This window comes from Leuconostoc sp. LN180020 (assembly GCF_014844115.1).
GTDB lineage: Bacteria > Bacillota > Bacilli > Lactobacillales > Lactobacillaceae > Leuconostoc > Leuconostoc citreum.
In genome coordinates, this window is record NZ_CP039736.1 from 191,208 (window position 1) to 210,665 (window position 19,458).

General features: G+C 38.8%; 17 protein-coding genes. 1 reads left to right on the top strand and 16 read right to left on the bottom strand.

The features are described 5' to 3' along the window. Positions 1 to 11 precede the first annotated feature (11 nt). From yhbY to yvcK, 9 genes are all read right to left on the bottom strand, one after another. Entirely contained in the window at positions 12 to 326 is a 315-nt protein-coding gene (yhbY, locus tag FAZ25_RS01030; protein ID WP_004905148.1) for a ribosome assembly RNA-binding protein YhbY, read from the bottom strand. After that, positions 326 to 1,471 carry a ribosome biogenesis GTPase YqeH gene (yqeH, locus tag FAZ25_RS01035; RefSeq protein WP_004900046.1) on the bottom strand — a complete coding sequence of 382 codons (1,146 nt, stop codon included), beginning with the start codon at positions 1,469 to 1,471 and terminating at the stop codon, positions 326 to 328. The genes yhbY and yqeH overlap by 1 nt, the downstream gene beginning before the upstream one ends. Continuing rightward, a complete protein-coding gene (locus FAZ25_RS01040) occupies positions 1,461 to 1,997 on the bottom strand; it encodes a YqeG family HAD IIIA-type phosphatase (protein WP_036058343.1) in 537 nt (178 codons plus the stop codon). Before FAZ25_RS01040 ends, yqeH begins: the two co-directional genes overlap by 11 nt. 112 nt (positions 1,998 to 2,109) lie before the next feature. Next, positions 2,110 to 2,769, bottom strand: coding sequence for a hypothetical protein (locus FAZ25_RS01045; protein ID WP_004905150.1), 660 nt, complete (start codon positions 2,767 to 2,769; stop codon positions 2,110 to 2,112). Positions 2,770 to 3,039: 270 nt separating this feature from the next. Further along, a complete protein-coding gene (locus FAZ25_RS01050) occupies positions 3,040 to 4,278 on the bottom strand; it encodes a PTS transporter subunit IIC (protein WP_004900053.1) in 1,239 nt (412 codons plus the stop codon). An 88-nt stretch (positions 4,279 to 4,366) separates the two neighbouring features. Beyond that, a complete protein-coding gene (locus tag FAZ25_RS01055; RefSeq protein ID WP_004905151.1) occupies positions 4,367 to 5,365 on the bottom strand; it encodes a D-2-hydroxyacid dehydrogenase in 999 nt (332 codons plus the stop codon). Positions 5,366 to 5,519: 154 nt separating this feature from the next. Continuing rightward, positions 5,520 to 6,122 (bottom strand): ATP-dependent Clp protease proteolytic subunit, encoded by a 603-nt coding sequence (locus FAZ25_RS01060; protein ID WP_004900057.1) that lies wholly within the window; start codon positions 6,120 to 6,122, stop codon positions 5,520 to 5,522. A gap of 126 nt (positions 6,123 to 6,248) precedes the next feature. Then, on the bottom strand, positions 6,249 to 7,193 hold the full coding sequence (whiA, locus tag FAZ25_RS01065; protein WP_004905152.1) for a DNA-binding protein WhiA: 945 nt from the start codon (positions 7,191 to 7,193) through the stop codon (positions 6,249 to 6,251). Then, the gene (yvcK, locus tag FAZ25_RS01070; protein ID WP_004900061.1) at positions 7,193 to 8,167 is read right to left on the bottom strand and encodes a gluconeogenesis factor YvcK family protein; all 975 of its coding nucleotides are present in this window, start codon (positions 8,165 to 8,167) and stop codon (positions 7,193 to 7,195) included. The genes whiA and yvcK overlap by 1 nt, the downstream gene beginning before the upstream one ends. A 248-nt stretch (positions 8,168 to 8,415) precedes the next feature. Between yvcK and FAZ25_RS01075 the strand changes: the two genes are divergently transcribed. Continuing rightward, positions 8,416 to 8,538, top strand: coding sequence for a putative metal homeostasis protein (locus FAZ25_RS01075; RefSeq protein WP_004900063.1), 123 nt, complete (start codon positions 8,416 to 8,418; stop codon positions 8,536 to 8,538). Between the two features lie 52 nt (positions 8,539 to 8,590). On the opposite strand, the gene uvrA is transcribed toward FAZ25_RS01075, so the two are convergent. From uvrA to FAZ25_RS01110, 7 genes are all read right to left on the bottom strand, one after another. Further along, a complete protein-coding gene (gene uvrA, locus FAZ25_RS01080; RefSeq protein ID WP_048801763.1) occupies positions 8,591 to 11,461 on the bottom strand; it encodes an excinuclease ABC subunit UvrA in 2,871 nt (956 codons plus the stop codon). A gap of 119 nt (positions 11,462 to 11,580) precedes the next feature. Beyond that, positions 11,581 to 13,587, bottom strand: a complete 2,007-nt coding sequence (uvrB, locus tag FAZ25_RS01085) for an excinuclease ABC subunit UvrB (RefSeq protein WP_004900068.1) — start codon at positions 13,585 to 13,587, stop codon at positions 11,581 to 11,583. 72 nt (positions 13,588 to 13,659) lie between these two features. Then, positions 13,660 to 15,819 (bottom strand): LTA synthase family protein, encoded by a 2,160-nt coding sequence (locus tag FAZ25_RS01090; protein ID WP_004905154.1) that lies wholly within the window; start codon positions 15,817 to 15,819, stop codon positions 13,660 to 13,662. Positions 15,820 to 15,904: 85 nt separating this feature from the next. Continuing rightward, positions 15,905 to 16,171, bottom strand: a complete 267-nt coding sequence (locus FAZ25_RS01095) for a DUF1797 family protein (protein WP_012305061.1) — start codon at positions 16,169 to 16,171, stop codon at positions 15,905 to 15,907. Continuing rightward, positions 16,143 to 17,201 carry a lysylphosphatidylglycerol synthase transmembrane domain-containing protein gene (locus FAZ25_RS01100; RefSeq protein ID WP_004905156.1) on the bottom strand — a complete coding sequence of 353 codons (1,059 nt, stop codon included), beginning with the start codon at positions 17,199 to 17,201 and terminating at the stop codon, positions 16,143 to 16,145. The genes FAZ25_RS01095 and FAZ25_RS01100 overlap by 29 nt, the downstream gene beginning before the upstream one ends. A 17-nt stretch (positions 17,202 to 17,218) precedes the next feature. Further along, on the bottom strand, positions 17,219 to 18,226 hold the full coding sequence (locus FAZ25_RS01105) for a glycosyltransferase family 4 protein (RefSeq protein ID WP_004900074.1): 1,008 nt from the start codon (positions 18,224 to 18,226) through the stop codon (positions 17,219 to 17,221). Beyond that, on the bottom strand, positions 18,227 to 19,456 hold the full coding sequence (locus FAZ25_RS01110; protein WP_004905157.1) for a glycosyltransferase family 4 protein: 1,230 nt from the start codon (positions 19,454 to 19,456) through the stop codon (positions 18,227 to 18,229). Positions 19,457 to 19,458: the final 2 nt, after the last annotated feature.

Sequence of the window (19,458 nt, forward strand, 5' to 3'; positions counted from 1 at the left end):
ATTTTACCGCCTTAAATCTTAGCTAGTGCGACTGAAATTTTTTTATATTTATCTTCTTCAGCAGGCAAAAACAAAACTAAAGTACGACCAATTGTTTGCGCCACTGTAATATTGGAATGTGCTTGAATAAAATCTGCTACGTCTTTGACACTCTCATCAGCACCTTGCTGTAAGCTAACTTTTATTAGTTCCCGTTTTGCTAGTGCTAAAACAATTTCATCGACCCATTTTTGTGTTAAGCCATTCTTACCAATCGAAAAAATAGGTGATAGTGTATTTGCCTGTGACCGTAAAAATCGTTTTTGTTTTCCTGTAAGTTCTAACATTAAATCATTGCCTTTCTAATAAGGACTGAAACACCTTGTGGCGCCCAACCCGAAACTTCAATACCCGCGGGCACAGTTACCCAACCTAACCCTGCAAACACAATATCACTTTTTTCTGTTGTATGGAATTGATGTTTAACAAGCGTCGATGTGGTGACTTGTGTTGGCGATGGTGCCAATAGGTTCCCGACATGTTTTTGATAAAAATCATCCGCGCCTAGTAGCTTTGTACGATGTAAATTTAAATTATTTTCAAAATAAGCCGTTACTGCACTGCGTTGTCCTGCTTCAAAATCAAATCTGGCCAGACCACCAATAAAAATTGTCTGTTCCGGATTTAGTTGGTAAGTACGTGGCTTGATTTCGTTCTTAGGTAACGCGTACTTAAGATTCTTATCATCTAACACATGAGCAATTTGATCACGCTTGATAATGCCAGGTGTGTCAATCAAAAATTGACCATCAGCTAACGGAATTTCAATACGATCTAAGGTGGTTCCTGGGAAACGAGACGTCGTAATTAAATCAGTGACACCTGTCCGAGATTTGATAATTTGGTTAATCAACGTTGATTTACCAACATTGGTTACACCAACAACATAAACATCGCGCCCTTGTCGTAGCGTATCTACCTTGTCTAACAAATCATCTAAATTTTGTGGCTTAGTTGCTGAGGTCAAGAAAATGTCAGCCGGCTGAATACCTTGTGCCTTGAGCTCCGCCTGCAACCAATTTTTTAGACGGTTTTTATTCAATAATTTAGGTAGTAAGTCAACTTTGTTCGCAACAACTAAAATTGGATTATCCTGACCGACGAAGCGTGGTAATCCTGAAATTTCAGAACCTGTGACATCAAAAACATCAATAACATAGACAATCAATGCCTTCGTCTCAGAAATCTGATGCAACAACGTTGCAAAATCATCGTCTGTCAGCTCTACTGGTTGAATTTCATTGTAGTGTCTTAAGCGGAAACAACGTTGACAAAGCAGTTCATCACTATCAATTGTCTTCTTAAGTGCACTCATTGGTAAATAACCTGATTTATTTGCATCCGTCACTTGCATCAAAGCACCACAGCCGATACAGCGAATGCCCTCTGATAATTGTTCTTGGATATATGTTTCTGTTATTTCAGTTGTCACGAAGTGATTTCTCCCATTTCAAGTGTGGATGTGCTTTAAAAACAATTTTTTTAACAATTTTTTCAACGCTACGGTTTATCCAAGTCTGCCACATGTCAGACTCGATTAAACGTTTTACTAAAACGCTTCTCACCCCTGCCCCATGAGCCGCCCAAACATCTGTAAGCATTTGATCACCTACCATTATGACAGACTCACGCTTTAAATGATGTGTTCTTAAGACATGAAGTATGCCGCGTGGTAAAGGCTTTAAGGACCAAGACACAAATTTCACTCCCAGTGGCTCAACGGCTTTAGCAACACGTTTAGTGGTATTGTTTGAGACCACAATCAATTCGATGCCACCCTCACGTAAATCTTGCAACCATTGCTTTAATTCAGGGGTGCCATCTGGATTATTCCAAGCCAATAACGTGTTGTCTAAATCAGCCAATACTGTCGTAATACCGTGGGCTTTTAAATCTTCAACTGTCAAATCGTATATTCTTTCTACCATGTAGGTAGGCGTAAAATGTTCTAAGCGCATCGATAATCCATCATCCATTTTATTTATTCTATCTTATTATACACTACTATCTTATTAATTTATAACAAGTCGCACCAGACAAAATAAAAGGTAACAGTACGCTGTTACCTTCTTAATACCAATTATTTGATTGCCAATGAGAAATTGCATTATCAACCGTACCATAGCGCTCCGCGATATATTTTTGCATTGCTTCTAATTGCACATCATAGTTTCCACGGTAATTCTGACCTGGCACATATTTATCATAATATGATTCTGCCAATTGTCCAATACCATAATAAGCACCATTTGTTGCATGTGCATCGCCATGGCTTTCACGTGTAATCAGCCACTGAATGTCACCCGTATTAGTCACTGGCTTTGGCGCTGCTGTGGCCACTACGTTTGCAGATTGTGACGATGGGACTGACAATTGATCGTTGGTTTTTGGTTCAACAGCAACCTGCTGTTCATTCATATCAATATGATTCAGTGTTTGTGTTTGCACCGCTGGTGCTGGTTCAGCCTTCGCTTCATTTTGTTTGACACTAGCTTCTGCTGTCAATTGCTGTGTACGCTCTGGCTGATGGCTTTTACTAGCACTAAGCTGGATACTATTGACATCTGATAATGATTTTACAGCGTCATCAATACCAATAACGTTAACCTTTTCACGATCTGGCTTAGTATAGGTCACATGTTCTTGATTGGCATGTGTTGGTGTTCCAAAAATTCCCAAACCACAGCTTGTAATTGTTGCACTTGTAAGTAATATTTTCTTTAACATCATGCTTTCTATTGTCTAATCCCAATGTTACAAAAGCATGACACCAGTTACTAAATGAACATACAATATATAAATATTAAACATTATCACGCTATTTGTTTACCATTAAAAAATATTAAACGTTTAACAAAAAAGCTGAAAAATAACGCACTTTGATAGTGATTTTAGGAGTTGAAAAAATAAATTATTGTCAGCGTCACATAACTAACACATACCTGTCATAAAGAAGAAAAAAAGACGAGATACGCTAACATATCTCGTCTTAAAAATAATTTACAAATCTTGTTGGAAGTCCATTGGTGTGTATAGCTTTAGTAACTTACTAAAAACATATTGTGCAATGAAACCAGCAATGATTGGCACAATAATCCAAGCAATCAGTGCAGTTACGGGGTTAATAAAATGATTCATTACACTAGCTGGCACTGCCGCATCTTTAACCATCGATTGGATTGGCGATACTAAACCAATATACCCAAACCCTGCTGTCGTTGGCGTTCCTTGAACATTAAACAAGGCTACCGGAATACCAGATATAGCGGCGGTTAATAAGAATGGTAGCATCGTTAATGGCTTAGCAAACACTGAAGGCATCATGCCTTTCATGGCACCAAGTGCAATAGCAACGGTCACACCAGGCTTATTAACGCGCCAAGAGTTAATCAGCAAGACGATTGTTGTCGCTACAACACCCATCGCTGCAGCACCTGAGCCGATGCCTGATAATGAGATGGCAAGCGCAATACCAACAGTAGACACTGGTGTGATAATAATAATTGAAAATGCCATTGCAATGAGCATTGCCATCGGTATAGGCGCCAATTTAGTAAATGTTTCTACTAATTGTCCAATCCAAGTGGTTACCGCACCAACATAAGGTGCAATAGTTTTACCAATTAGGCCAACCCCACCACCAACAATTATTGGGCTTAAGATGATAGCTACTGACCCAAAGCCTTTCAAGTATCGAGACACAAGCCATGTGACCAATACGGCAATCGCCGCAACAATCATCGCATTGATAACATCCCCGGCACCATTAGCTATATAGATATTACTAGGTGCGACCGTCTTGATGCCAGTGACTGGGTTAACAAATCCGGCTGATACTTTGGCCCATTTAATTGAGCCAGAAGCAACTGCCGTAGCAATTGCTACCACACCAACATCCAAACTTTTCATTTTAAATTGTAAGGCAACAGCCATACCAATCAAAAATGGAATAAGTGATGTAAAGAGCGTCAAAATCGCACTGAGGTTAGCACCAAAAGCAGTTGTGCCTAAACCAGAATACTGAATGATGTACTTCATAACGGCTGAAGGTAAAACACCAATCAAAATTCCTTGTGCTGAACCTGAAAGCACTTTAAAGAAAAAGTCCTTAAGTTTTAATTCGGTGGCACCACTAAATGTTACTGGTGCACTTTCGGAGGCTTTACGTGCATATTCTTCATTACGCACCATTTGTGACTCCTTTGTGGCCCATTTCTGGCCATCTGCTTTAATAGTCATAATTTTCCCTACTACTTTTAAACAAGTTCACTAATCGTTTCAATTCACACTAAAGCCCGCGCAAATGCCCGGGCTTAGTCAATAAGTCTTAATACTTTACAGCAATACTTGGTGTCTCACCCTTGGCAAAAGCTACAGCAGCATCAAATGATTGGTGTACCATTTCTTTTACAGCATGTGTTGTATAGAATGCAGTATGTGGTGTTACAAAGACGTTTTCACGAGAAATCAAGTCATCTAAGCGCTTGTCATCAAGCCCATTAACTGACCAATCCTTATTGAACACACCCACTTCGCCTTCGTAAGTATCCATAACAAAGCCAAACAATTTCTTTGAATCCAAGGCCGCAACAACAGCATCAGTATCCACAAGTAGACCACGTGATACGTTAACTAAGACAGCATCGTCTTTCATCTTAGCAATTGTTTCAGCATTAATCATTTGATCATTAGTGCCTGGGATATGAGGAATGTGTAGCGATACAATATCTGATTGTGCTAACAATTCGTCCAATGTGTCAACGTAAACGCCTGTTTTTTCTAATTCAGCATTACGATAGACATCATAAGCAATCACTTTTGCACCAAATCCTTGCATAATCTGCATGAATACACGGCCTATGTGACCTGTCCCAACCACACCAACAACTTGGTCACGTACTTCGCGACGGATTGTTGGTTCCCAACGCAAGTCACGTTTTTGTACTTTATTTTCCATGACTTTAGCTTGTGACAATAATGCTGAAACTTGAATTGCTGCATGTTCTGCAATTGCGTTAGGTGAATAAACAGGCACGTTAGATACATTGAAATTGAATGCCTTAGCAGCATCAAAATCAATGTTATCTGTTCCCACATTACGAAGTGACAAGTTTGTCACCCCATTTTCAGCTAGGGCAGCTAACGTCTCACGTGAATAATCTAACTGTTGATATACAACTGCTGAGTCTGAACCTTTAGCTAAAGCTGCTGTTTCAGGGGTTAATAATTCTTGAGTATAGTCAACTTCAACTTCAGGATGAGCTGACTTCCAATCTTCAAGTGATGGCTTCTCGTCATCACGAATACCATAAGCAAAAATCTTCATAAGATCCTCCAAAATTTATATTACCACTCTATTTTACCCCATTTTGTGCATTTTTGCACGTGAAATATTAACTAAACTTATTTTTATATCATAGCCATAATATTGTATTTAATGCAAACAAAAAAACGCAGACGATTACCCCTGCGTTTTTTGTTTATTTAGTTGTTGGCTTTTCACCAGATTTTGTTAAAATACCGTCAATAAAACCGTAAGCAAGTGTTTCTTCAGCGCTCATCCAGTGGTCACGTTCAGTATCACGGGCAATAGTCTCCAAATCGCGATCAGAAGCATCAGCTAAAATTTTATTCAACTTGTCACGTGTCTTGGTTAATTGTTCAGCAATAATTGCCATATCTGTTTGCTGTGTTCCGCCCACAGCACCACCCATTGGCTGGTGAATAAGGTATTCAGCATTAGGCAACATAAAGCGATGACCTTTTTCACCAGAACTCGCAATAATTGTTCCCATAGAGGCTGCTAACCCCATGACAATTGTTGTAACTGGTGCTTTAATAAAGTTCATTGTATCTGTAATTGACAGTCCAGCAGTAACTGATCCGCCTGGCGAATTAATATACATTGAGATTTCTTTTGTTGGGTCTTGCGCTTCCAAAAAAAGCAATTGGGCAACAATTGACGTTGCCATGCTATCTTCTACTTCACCTTGTACTAAAACGATACGATCTTTTAACAAACGTGAAGGCAAATCATAACTTTCACGTCCATTGGCAGTTTGTTCAATAACTCCTGGCCACATAATTGTTAGGCTCCTTATTTAAAATATATTCACAACATAACATTGTTGCAGTTTACCGCTTTTAATTAGTCAAACAACGGCTTAAGACTATTTTAGCACAAACGCATGAAGAGTGCTAAAAATTGCCTACAATTTATTTAAGTCGTATGTCACGCCAGCATTGATCATATCTTCTAATGCTTTTAATTTTCTCATACGATGATTTGCACCTGATTTACTAATCTCAAGACGATCACCTAACTCTGCTAATGAATCATCAGGGTGTTCTAACCGCGCCTTAGCGATATCACGTAATTTCTTTGGCAATAAATCTAAATCACCAATTTCATTAGCAATAAACAAAATTTGTTGCACTTGTTTATTAGCGGCATCAGCTGTTTTTTGAATGTTAGCTAGTTCCGCATTGGTCATACGATTCACAGAATTACGCATATCACGCATCATTCGGATATCCTCGAAGCGCAACATTGTTTGAGTAGCCCCAATAGTTGATAAAAAATCGACTATCTTTTCAGCACGCTTAATGTATATGACATAACCCCCAGAGCGATCAATAATCTTTGCCGGCAAACCAAATTCAGCCATCATTAATCTTAACGTTTCCGCCAACTCTTCATGCGTTGTAAAAATTTCAAGATGGTAATTAGCCTTCTCAGGTGAATTAACGGACCCGGCCGCCAAAAAAGCGCCGCGCAGAAAGGATCGTCGTTTATCGACTTGATTCAATATTCTGTCAGGAATATCGGGGTGCAAACCAAACGGATCAACACCCAAATCAGTTAATACATCTGATACTTTGTTTTTGAGTAACACGCCGTATGACTTATGCTGTGACATGTAGTTGTGTTCGGCAACTGTCACTTCGACTTCTATTTGTGTATAATTTTGTTTCAATAGTGTATAAATGCGCCTGGCAATGGCAGCATTCTCTGTTTTAACTGAAACGGTTTGATCTATGCCTAATGTGCTAACACCATTCATGCGCATCAGTGCAGAGAGTTCAGCTTTGGCATTACCATCATGAACACGTAAACCTGTTAACTCTTTTTTCACATCTGCTGCGTAGGACATTAACTATTCTCCAAAATTTTTAACAATTCTAACATGATTTTTTCACCATCATGAAATGCACCAGCATCACGTAATTGCAAAAAATCACCCGGTACTTCGACAGCGCCTTGTACTTTAACAGCTGCCTCATCTAGTTTAACTTGATGTGAAATTTCATCCCATTTTTGATAATCAACAAAGTCTTCTGGCACAACGGCATTATTAGCAATGACATAATCAATCACTGGGGAACCAATATGCGCGTTCAGGGCTAGTAAATGTTGCGCATCAGTATAAGCATCCGTTTCACCTTTTTGCGTCATGATGTTAGATATATAAACTTGCTTAGCCTGTGTTAACCGTAAGGCTTCGTTAACTTCTGGCACAACAACATTAGGTAATATAGAAGTGAATAAACTACCAGGACCATAGACAATCATATCCGCATCTAAAATTGCCTGGACAACTTCAGGGGCAGCTTTAGGTGCTTCACCTGGTTCATCTCCAGTGACCCACACGTGGTCAATGACTTTATGCGCGTGAGTAATTTCAGACTCTCCAGCAATGACTTCCCCATCTTTAAATTCTGCATGTAAAATTAGCGGTTCATTCGAAACAGGGTAAATACGCCCTCGCACGCGCATAAACTTGGCTAAATATTGCACAGCATCAAAAATATTACCATGCATTTCTGTCATTGCTGCAATAATTAAATTGCCGACAGCATGCTTAGCAAAAAAATCATCTTTGGCATTAAAACGATATTGCATGACTTGCGTAATCGCTGGATCAACATGTGACATAGCCACTAGTATATTTCGAATATCACCAGGTGGTACGATGTTAATATAGTTTCGCAGTAGGCCACTAGAACCGCCATCATCTGCAACAGTAACAATTGCTGTCAAATCAATTTTTTGTTTGACAAGTGGTTTAATAATGACGGGTAATCCTGAACCACCGCCAATGATTACAATTTTGGGTTTATCTGGCATACGTTATATAGTAATCTTTGAATTACACATACATTAATGACGCATAACGTGCCACTTTCATCTGTATCCAAGGAGTCACTTCGACCTTTCGATTTTTAACTTCATTATTATAATTACATTTTATCATGTTGTTGCAATTTTCAGAAATTTTGATATACTAATAAATTGTAAGTGAGATTGCTAGCAAATTGCTCTCTTAAATTTGCCGTCCCTATTTGCAAATAATCAAATTGGAGATCTATTACATCATGACAGAAAAATTAGACATCGCTTCAGCAGCACGTCATCTGAAAAGCCCCAATATTAAAACACGTAAGCGTGCTTTAAAGGCAATTCACGATTTAAACCTGCGAAAAGGCGCATCAAAGTAATTTAAAATAAAAAGCATGAACGCTTAATCGTGTTCATGCTTTTTATTTTAAATTATGCTTTATTTTCTTGGCGTGCTTTGTCACGCGCCATAATTGTCTTCAAATACTTACCAGTATATGATGCCTCATGTTTAATTACTTTTTCTGGTGTGCCGGTAACCAAAACATTACCGCCACCTTCACCACCTTCAGGCCCCATATCAATAAGCCAATCAGCCGACTTAATAACATCTAAATTATGCTCAATCACGACAACGGTATTACCGCCATCAACTAAACGCTGCAATACTAACAATAAACGGGAAATATCATCCACATGAAGACCAGTCGTTGGTTCATCTAGAATATACATCGTCTTTCCATTCGACCGGCGATGTAATTCCGAAGCCAACTTCATACGCTGGGCTTCACCACCAGATAAAGTTGTTGCTGATTGCCCTAACTTAATATAACCCAAACCGACATCACTGATCGTCTGTAGTTTACGCGCTATTTTTGGAATTGGTGAAAAAAACGCCAATGCTTCGGTCACAGACATCGCCAAGATTTGTGAAATATTAAATCCCTTGTATGTTACTTCCAGTGTTTCTGAGTTATACCGCGTACCACCACAGACTTCACATGTAACATAAATATCGGGAAGAAAGTTCATCTCAATTTTAATAACACCATCTCCGCGGCAGTTTTCACAACGACCACCCTTTGTGTTAAATGAAAAGCGCCCCTTATTATAGCCTCGCATTTTAGCTTCATTCGTTTGTGAAAAAAGATCCCTAATATCATCAAAAACCCCCGTATAAGTCGCAGGATTTGAACGTGGTGTACGCCCAATTGGCGTTTGATCAATATCTACTACCTGATCAATATTTTCAACTCCCTCAATCGCACGGTATTTTCCGGGTTTTTGAGAGTTATTATTCAGTTTTTGCTTCAATGCACGTTTTAGAATTTGGTTAACCAGTGTTGATTTCCCTGAACCTGAAACACCCGTCACAACAATAAACTTAGCCAGCGGAAACTTAACAGTCACATTTTTAAGGTTATTTTCGCGCGCACCCTTTATTGTTACCGCATTACCATTTCCCTTGCGCCTCTTATCCGGTATAGGTATGAAGCGTTTTCCTGCTAAATATTGACCAGTAAGCGATTTATCGTTGTTAGCAACGTCATCTGGTGTACCGGTGGCAACAATTTCACCACCTAAAATGCCAGCACCCGGCCCAACATCTATCAAATAATCGGCAGCCATCATCGTGTCTTCGTCGTGTTCAACAACAACTAATGTATTGCCCAGGTCACGCATATTATCCATGGCATGTAACAACATGTCGTTATCTCTTTGATGCAAACCGATTGAAGGTTCATCAAGTACGTACAATACACCTGACAAATTTGATCCAATCTGCGTGGCTAAACGAATACGTTGTGATTCGCCACCAGAGAGTGTGCGTGCTGAACGTGATAGTGTCAAATATTTCAAACCAACGCTTTCTAAAAAGCCTAGGCGATCTTTAATTTCTTTAACGATTGGTGCTGCAATTTCAGCATCTTGCTGCCCTAATACCATTGTATTAAAAAAATCAAGTTCCTGATCTACTGGCAATTCTGACACTTCACCAATATGCTTACCATTAATTTTCACTGATAAAGCCGCTTGATTTAAGCGATAACCATGACACGTTTGGCACGCTAGCTCAGTCATATAATTTGCCATTTGATCACGTGTGAAATCTGAATTTGTTTCATTAAAGCGTCGTGAGATATTGTTAATCACTCCCTCAAAAGGCATATCAACATCACGCACGCCACCAAAATCATTTTTATAGTGGAAATGAAAATCCATTGTCCCTGAACCATATAATATTAATTGCTGTACTTTTTCAGGTAACTTCTCAAACGGTTTATCCATATCAATATTAAATTGTTCCGCAAACTGCTGTAACATTTCTGGATAGTAGTTTGACGATATTGGATTCCAAGGTGCAATGGCGCCTTCACGCAAAGTTTTCTTAGTGTCTGGTACAACTAAATCAATATCAACTTCGCGTGTGACACCTAGCCCTTGACAAACTTCACAGGCACCCAATGGCGCATTAAAACTAAATAAACGTGGCTCTAAACGACCCACTCGAAAGTCTCTCAAGGCGCCAAGATAATGGTCTGAAAATTTGAGTGGTGCAACAGGTGATTCCCCTTCACGTACGATTACATTAAGCGTTACTAACCCATCAGTTAATCGCACAGCAGCCTCAATTGAATCAAATAAACGTGAACGTCCATCGTCCCGCAAAACAACACGATCTACCATCACATCAATATCGTGCGCTTGATTTTTATTTAACTTTGGTGTATCAGTATCTAATTCAATAATTTTCCCGTCTACGCGAGCACGAATATAACCCTGTTTTCTCATATTATCAAAAGCCGTTTCGTGTGAACCACGTTTATGACTGATGATAGGCGCAAAAACTTGTAGACGACTTCCTGTTGCGAGCTGCTGATAAACTTTCTCGACCATCTGGTCGATTGTCATAACAATTTGTGTCCCATCTTCCGGATCATCAGGCCGCCCAACACGAGCAAAAAGTAATCGGAAATAGTCATTAATTTCAGTAACTGTTCCAACGGTTGATCTTGGGTTGTTAGATGTCGTTTTTTGGTCGATTGAAATTGCTGGAGATAAACCGTCAATCGAGTCAACATCTGGCTTGTCCATCTGGCCTAAGAACTGTCTGGCGTATGAGGATAGACTTTCAACATAACGCCGCTGGCCTTCAGCATAAAGCGTGTCAAAAGCCAAGGAAGACTTTCCTGAACCGGACAAACCGGTAATCACCGTGAGCTTGTCTTTTGGAATATCAACATCAATATTTTTTAAATTTTGGGTGCGTGCACCACGTATTTCTATATTTTTCTTTGCCATTTAATTATTATTAAGCTATGTGCTCGATGGTAGATTGTGTAACAAACTACCGCTACATGATAGTCATAGCTCAGCCCTTCATTCTCTCTTAGTTTTGATACTGATAGTAAAATTTGCTATCAAAGGCTGGCCTTCAAGCTCATCACACTATCACGAAGTTGTGCTGCTTCCTCGAAATTCAAGGCCTTTGCTGCAGACTTCATTTGACTTTCCATATTTTTAATAATGGCCTGTTGCTCATCTTGCGGTAAGTCTCTGAAGGCTACTTGTGTCAAATCAATTGTTTCAGCCCCACCATCGGTTTCCGTGCGGACACTGATACGTTCTCGAATGTCTTTTTTAATTGTCGTTGGTACAATATCGTGTACTGTATTATACTGCATTTGTATTTCACGGCGCCTTGCAGTCTCGTCCATGGCTTCTTGCATTGATTTTGTGACGCTATCAGCATACATAATGACATGACCATTAGCGTTACGAGCTGCACGCCCGATTGTTTGTATGAGCGAGCGTGGATTGCGCAAAAAGCCCTCCTTATCTGCATCTAAAATTGCCACTAATGATACTTCAGGGACATCAATACCCTCTCGCAATAAGTTAATCCCAATCAATACATCATATTTTCCTAAACGCAGATCACGAATAATTTCTGTACGTTCTAACGTTTTGATATCCGCATGTAGGTAAGCTACTTTGATACCGACGTTTTTAAGGTAATCAGTCAAGTCTTCTGCCATACGTTTTGTTAACGTTGTAATAAAGACACGCTCATTTTTATCAGTTCGTTTGTTAATTTCGCCAACAAGATCATCAATTTGTCCCATAACTGGACGTACTTCGACTTCTGGATCTAATAAACCTGTTGGTCGTATAATCTGTTGTGCAATGTGATCTTTTGTTACACGCTCTAATTCATAATCACCAGGCGTTGCCGACATATAAATAATTTGATTAACATGCTTTTCAAATTCTGGCAGCTTTAATGGTCGGTTATCAAGAGCCGATGGTAGACGAAAGCCATAATTGACCAGTGTCTCTTTACGCGCACGATCACCGTTAAACATTCCTCTAACTTGCGGCATCGTCACATGACTTTCATCAACAATAATCAAAAAATCTTCAGGGAAGAAATCGAGTAAAGTAAAAGGTGGCTCGCCTGCTTGACGGCCATCCATCCAGCGAGAATAATTTTCAATACCACCAACAAAGCCCATTTCTTCAAGCATGGCTAAATCATATTCAGTTCGCTGCTTAATCCTTTGGGCTTCTAATAACTTACCTTCTTGTTCAAACTTGGTAACTTGCGCTGCCATTTCTTGACGAATACCATTTAATGCGCGTTGCATTTGATTATCATCCGTCATAAAATGTTTTGCTGGATAAATAGAAACGAAATCACGTTCTGAAGCTGTCTCGCCGGTCAGGGCATTGATTTCTCTAATACGATCGATTTCATCACCAAAAAATTCAATTCGCAGAGCGACCTCGTCTTCAGAAGCTGGAAAAATTTCTACAATATCGCCACGTACACGAAAAGAACCACGATGAAAATCAATATCGTTACGTGTGAATTGAACACCTATCAAATCACGCATTAACTGGTCACGTCCATATTCATTACCAACACGCAAGTTAATGACGTGTTCTTGATATTGATGTGGATCGCCTAATCCAAAGATTGAGCTCACAGAAGCCACAACAATGACATCACGACGAGATAGAAGCGAACTTGTAGCCGAATTACGTAATTGATCGATTTCATCATTGACGGCAGAATCTTTTTCAATAAAGGTATCAGAACTGGGGACGTAGGCCTCAGGTTGATAGTAATCATAATAAGAAACGAAGTACTCAACCGCATTGTTTGGAAAGAATTCTTTTAATTCACCATATAATTGTCCCGCCAACGTTTTATTGTGACTTAAAACTAGTGTCGGTTTCTTAACGGTTTTAATAACATTTGAAATGGTAAATGTTTTTCCTGTGCCTGTTGCTCCCAACAAGATTTGTTCTTTAACACCTGCATTAATTCCACTGACTAACTGGCTAATTGCCCGAGGCTGATCACCAGTTGGCTGATACTTAGACACAACCTCGAAATCTTGAGCCGCAACATTTTCACGCATAGGTTTCTTCTTTCATAGACTTTTAATATTATTATACAATAAAACGAACAAACGTTCTATTGTTTGCTCGTTTTATTTACTACTGCTACTACTATTATCATTATTTGCTGCTGATGTCCCATTGAGTTCGGGCGCATCAGTTTTGTACATATCCAAAGTCGATTTGCCATTATTTTTAGCGAGTACACTAGAAGGATTTGTTTTTTGCGCTTCCTTAAGCCGGTCTAAGCCAGTGCTCTTTTTATAATCAAAATCCTTTTTATTAACTGGATGGAAATCAGAACGACCTGTATCAAAACGTAATAAATCGCCAGTAATTACAGCATCTGAGTAACTCAATACTTTATTGACATAATCTTGCGTTGTTGTTGCAATCTTTTTCAACTCTGAATCAGAATCGAGTGTCACTTGCTGCCCATTCGTGGTATTGAAATATTGATTATTATATTTCATATACTTTGGCGTAATCCAATTACCATTACGCATTGGTACGACACCTTCATACTTTGGTGACAACATATCCTGACCAAACATCGTCATGTTATCATCTGGTACCCCTAATAGGTCAAGCAACGTTGGTAGCATATCAATTTCGCCACCATAAGTGTGGTTAATCCCACCTTTTAAATTATTGCCATGAATCATGAAAGGTACTTTCTGGAACTGTGCCAAATCGTAATTCGTGACTTTATCTTTACCAAGTAGCTGTGCAATCGCCGGTTGATGATTTTCCGAAATACCATAATGATCACCATAAAGCACAAAAACAGAATTATCATATAAACCAGCTTTTTGAAGATAAGTCATAAGTTCACCAAAAGCTTGGTCTAAATAATGGGCAGTTTGAACGTAGCCATCAACTGTATTGTCGCCTGTCGTGGTTGCCGGAAAACTAATATTTGCTTTATCAATTTCGTATGGATAATGGTTCGTTACAGTTATCAGCTTGGCATAGAAAGGTTGTGGTAATTGTTCAATATATTTCGCACTATCTTGCAAGAAAATTTTATCCTTCAAGCCATAGCCAACATTGAAGTTTGGCTTACTAGCATTAGGATAGTAAGCTTTTGAGAAGAAGTAATTATAACCAAATGATTTATAAGTATTATCGCGGTTCCAGAAACTAGCCACATCACCATGAAAAGCTGCTGTCGTATAGCCTCGTTGGTCTAAAATACCTGGTAGTGACTCAAATGTATTATTCGTGCCATATTTCACCATTGCAGATCCAGTTGCTAGACCGTATAACGAATTTTCTTGCATCATTTCAGCATCTGATGTCTTACCTTGGCCCACTTGATTATAAAAATTATCAAAACTTAACGTATGTTGATCATGGTAAAACTTATTCAAGTTCGGTGTAACTTCACGATTGTCTACTTTGTAATCAATTAAAAATTGTTGAAATGACTCTAAATGAATCATAAACACATTCTTACCTTTTTGCGTACCATAATATTGGATGTTATCAGGTAATTTTTGTGTGGCAACAAATTTCTTAATTTTTGTTAAATCAGCCGGCTTGGCTCTCTTACGACTCTCTGTTTGATTATACGTTTGTACGGCATTAAAGACAGCATATTCATTTAGTCCTAAATATTTCACAATATAATTGTTATCAAATGAACGTGTCAATAGGCCTGATCGATCTGCTGAAGCAATCCCAAAATCAACTAACATCAAAGCAAAACCAAGTATTGTAGTTAAAATAGCAAATTTCTTTTGAACACCTTTACGGTCAATTGTGAGTTGCTTGAATACCACCAACAAGATAAGAATGATGATATCAACAAATACCATATAATCTGACCAGTGAATAATTGCCGCAATTGATTTACTCAAATTATTCCCCGTTGAACTACCTGAACTTAGAATACCCATTGAGAGAAAGTCAGAAAATTCGCGGTAATATAAAACATTGGCAAACAGCCAAATCGACTGAATCAGATTAAAAGCAATTGCCACCCAATAACTAACCACACCACGGAAATACAGTGCGATACTCAAAAATATAATGGCAGTTGGTATTGGATTTAGGAACAACAGAAATTGCTGTGTCGCACCTTCTGCACCTAAATTAAAATTCATATGATAATTGACAAAAGTCTTAAACCAAACAAGCACAACATTTAAGACAAAAAACCAAACCAGTGGTGCAGATGTATCCATTGTGCGTTTAATTTTTTGCCAAATTGTTTTCAGACTTGGAATTTTTTTAAAACGGTTAAACATATTCTTTTCCTTCACATACCTACAAACTATAATACTTTGACTGAGACGAGCATATACAGCTTAGTCGCCAATATAACACTGTCAATCAAAAGATTAATTTAAAATCATGTAGGACATCATAAATTTCAATGGCTACAAGGTCAATGTCATCAAACTGAAAATGACGTATTTGGCGGTGCTCATACACAGTCCAAATCTTTGTAAGCTGGTCGTATTCTACTCGTAACGCTTCAATGCCAAAAACATCAAAACGCCGGCTTTGAAATTGATTGTCAGTTGCGTCAATCATAGCGCGCAAACGACCCAATATCTGATTTAAATCACTAATCTGGTGATTTTTTTGTATCTTCATGGTTGCTCCTTGTAACGTGGCGCGCTGGTATCATATACGCCACAATACCAGCAAATAAGCCAAAATAATAGGTAATCAAGCGCCAAATTAAAATAACAAGTATTAATGTTGCCGGATTTTTAACAAACGGTGAAAAAAGCAATTGGAAGCTCAGTTCAGCGCCACCAACACCACCCGGAATCGGGAAAAGTGATATCACCATCACAATCATAATATTCATTGTCACAATTAGCCATGGATTGGTTTCACTGTAACCAAAAGCGCGAATAACAAAATAAGGTATCATATAGAAGACAATCAATTGTAAGGTTGTAAAAAATGTACCGCCTAACAAAGATTCCCAACTACTAATCACACGACGTGATTCTTGATGAAAGTTGTCAATTTTTTGTTTAACTGTTCTAATCAATCGCCTATAACGCACTTCTGACATGAATCTTTTGAATAGCGGAGACACCATATCCACAATTCTGATCGTTAGCGCTGGCCAAAACATGACTAGTGCAATACCTACGATTACCACTGCATGAATGGCAATTGCAAACGGAATAAATGTTGCAAACGTTGGGTCAACTTGTGCATATATAAAATGCTCTGCGGCAAAATAACCTATCACAAAGCATACAACCACCACAACTTGATAGACTAAAAATTTCATCAATATGACTGATAACGCTCGCCCTGCTTCAACACCTGAACGTGTCAGTCCATAAAGTTGTGCTGGTTGCCCACCAGTTGCAAACGGTGTCACGCCTGTCCCAAGTTGGTTCAAAAGCGGTACTCGCAATAACGCGACAACAGAGGTTTTTTTGCGATCTGCTTGATTAAGCATCGCATAGGTGGCTGCTGATTCTAAGAAAAACGATATGATCATCATGAGCAGCCCTAAAAAAAGCCAACGCCAATCCAAATGCTGTAAAGCAAGTTTCAACTGTTCGCCCTTGCCACGTAATTCATTTGTTAAAAAGTAGACAACAACAGCAGTGAGTACAATAACGATAACTGCTGATATTTTATCTCTTCTTGACATATTTCCCCCTAACAGGTTTATGTGTTCAACACGGTCTGATAAACACGTTTTAACTGTTGCCCTATTTCAGGCAAGTTGCGTTCCACCGCTAATTGGTACCCTGCGTCAGTTAAATCAGGTAGTTCATGATTTAATATTTTAACCATTAATGTTTCAAAAGCAGCCACATCTTTAGCTTTATAGCTATTAATGCCATCAGCCAGCCAATGATGATAAACGGGTATATCCCTGACTAGCACTTTTTGCTTAGAAGCCAAAGCTTCAAGGACAACTATCCCCTCTGTCTCTTCAAACGATGGATATAAGAAGAGGTCAGCACCTTGATAAGCGCCTTGAATAACATCCCCTGTAATATAACCTGGAAAAATAAGGTTTCTTGGATGATTACCCTTAATCAAGCGACTAATTTTTTGGGGCACTAAACGTAAGTCTGTGTAGCCAAACCATATAAAAACATATTCAGGGTGTTTCTTTGCCAAAGTGACAAAATCAAGAATGCCTTTTCTTTCAAAAAATAAGCCAACACTAATAACCACTTTTTGTTCCGGTGATAAATCAAAATAGTCACGAAATTTTTTTACTTTTTCGTCACTCGCTGCATACTTCTCTAGCGGTATGCCATTAGAAATAGGAGCAATATATTGGCTCAGTCGATAACCGCGTAGTAGTTGTTTAGAATAAGGTGTTGGCGTAATAATGGCATCTGCTTTTTTATATAATGAGACGAGATAACGTTTAAAGAACGGTGCAATCAGATTAGATCCAGTGAATGAATTCCGAAAATCTTCATAGGTTGAATGTCCATGATAGACAACCTTTTTACCCATTTTGTGCGCTTGGTTGACCATGTAATGACTCTTCACACCGTAAGTATTAATGTGCAAAACATCATAGTCACGCGATTTAGGATCAGTTGTCACCTCAACGTCAGTATAACTGAGTGCCCTTTGTTGTAATTTGAGCGCACGACCAATACCTGATTTAGCGATTAATTTCTGATTTTCAAAATAAAGTAGTACTTTCACTTAATTTCTCCTGAAAGGATTACGCAGTATGCGCTTCATATAGCCAACTTCGTCATCTGTGGGGTATTCATCATCTACATCGTCACTTTGATGATAGTCCGATAAAACGTCTTGGTACAAAGACAAGACACGTTTAGCAAAAGTATTGGCATCGACATCTTGCATTTTTTTAGCACGAATTGCCTGATCTTTAGCTGTTGCTTGATGTGTAAGGTATTTTTCAATGCCAGCTAATAATTCATCATAATCAGAAACTAGCGTACCAATGGCATCATTATCGACTAAATTATCGAGGTATGGCGAATGAATTGCCACAAATGGTCGATTGGCCGCCATTGCCTCAATAAAAGTCAACCCTTGCGTCTCTGTATCTGAAGAACTAACAAATACATTACTCATTTGATAATAGTTCATGATATCATCATGATTGACCATACCTACAAAAGTGACTTGCTTCTCTAGTGACAATTCACTGACTTGTTCTTCTAACGACTTACGTGCTGGACCGTCACCAGCAATAACGAGTTGCGCGTCTGGCCATGTTTGCAGTAATTCTGAAAAGACTGAAATAGTCAGTGCAACATTTTTTTCAAACGCTAATCGACCTAATGATAAAATCACAGGCTGTCGCGATGAAAAGCCAAACTGGTCACGCAAGTTTTGCCTTGCAACGCTTGGATTTGGTAAAGCCACACCGGTAGGAATAATACGTATAGGTGCTTTTACACCATAGCGTAGTAGCGTTTCTTGTACTAATTGAGATGGGGCTATCACCGCTGACATACCCATCATATAAGCTTTCATAATCGTACCCACACCCTTAGGGCCTATTAACAGCCCTTTAGCCACGTAATGCGTATAATCTTCATACATCGTATGATAAGTATGGATAACTGGAATCTTTAATTGACGGCCTACAATTTTACCAAGTAGCCCCAGAGAAAACTCTGTCTGAGTATGAACAATGTCAAGTTGTATCGATTTTGCAATCTCAACTGCTTGTATTAAGCCACGAAAAGCTAAACGTCTGTCCTTAAATCCCACATAAGCTACGCTAGAGAAGCGATAAATATGTGGTTCAAATTTATTTTTAGGTACTTTCGGATCAGTCGAAGTAAAAATATAAACTTGATGGCCTTGAGCTTCAAGTGCATCTTTGAGTGTTTTAATTGATGTTGCGACCCCACTTACTTGCGGAAAGTAGGTATCAGTGAAAAGACCAATATTCATTG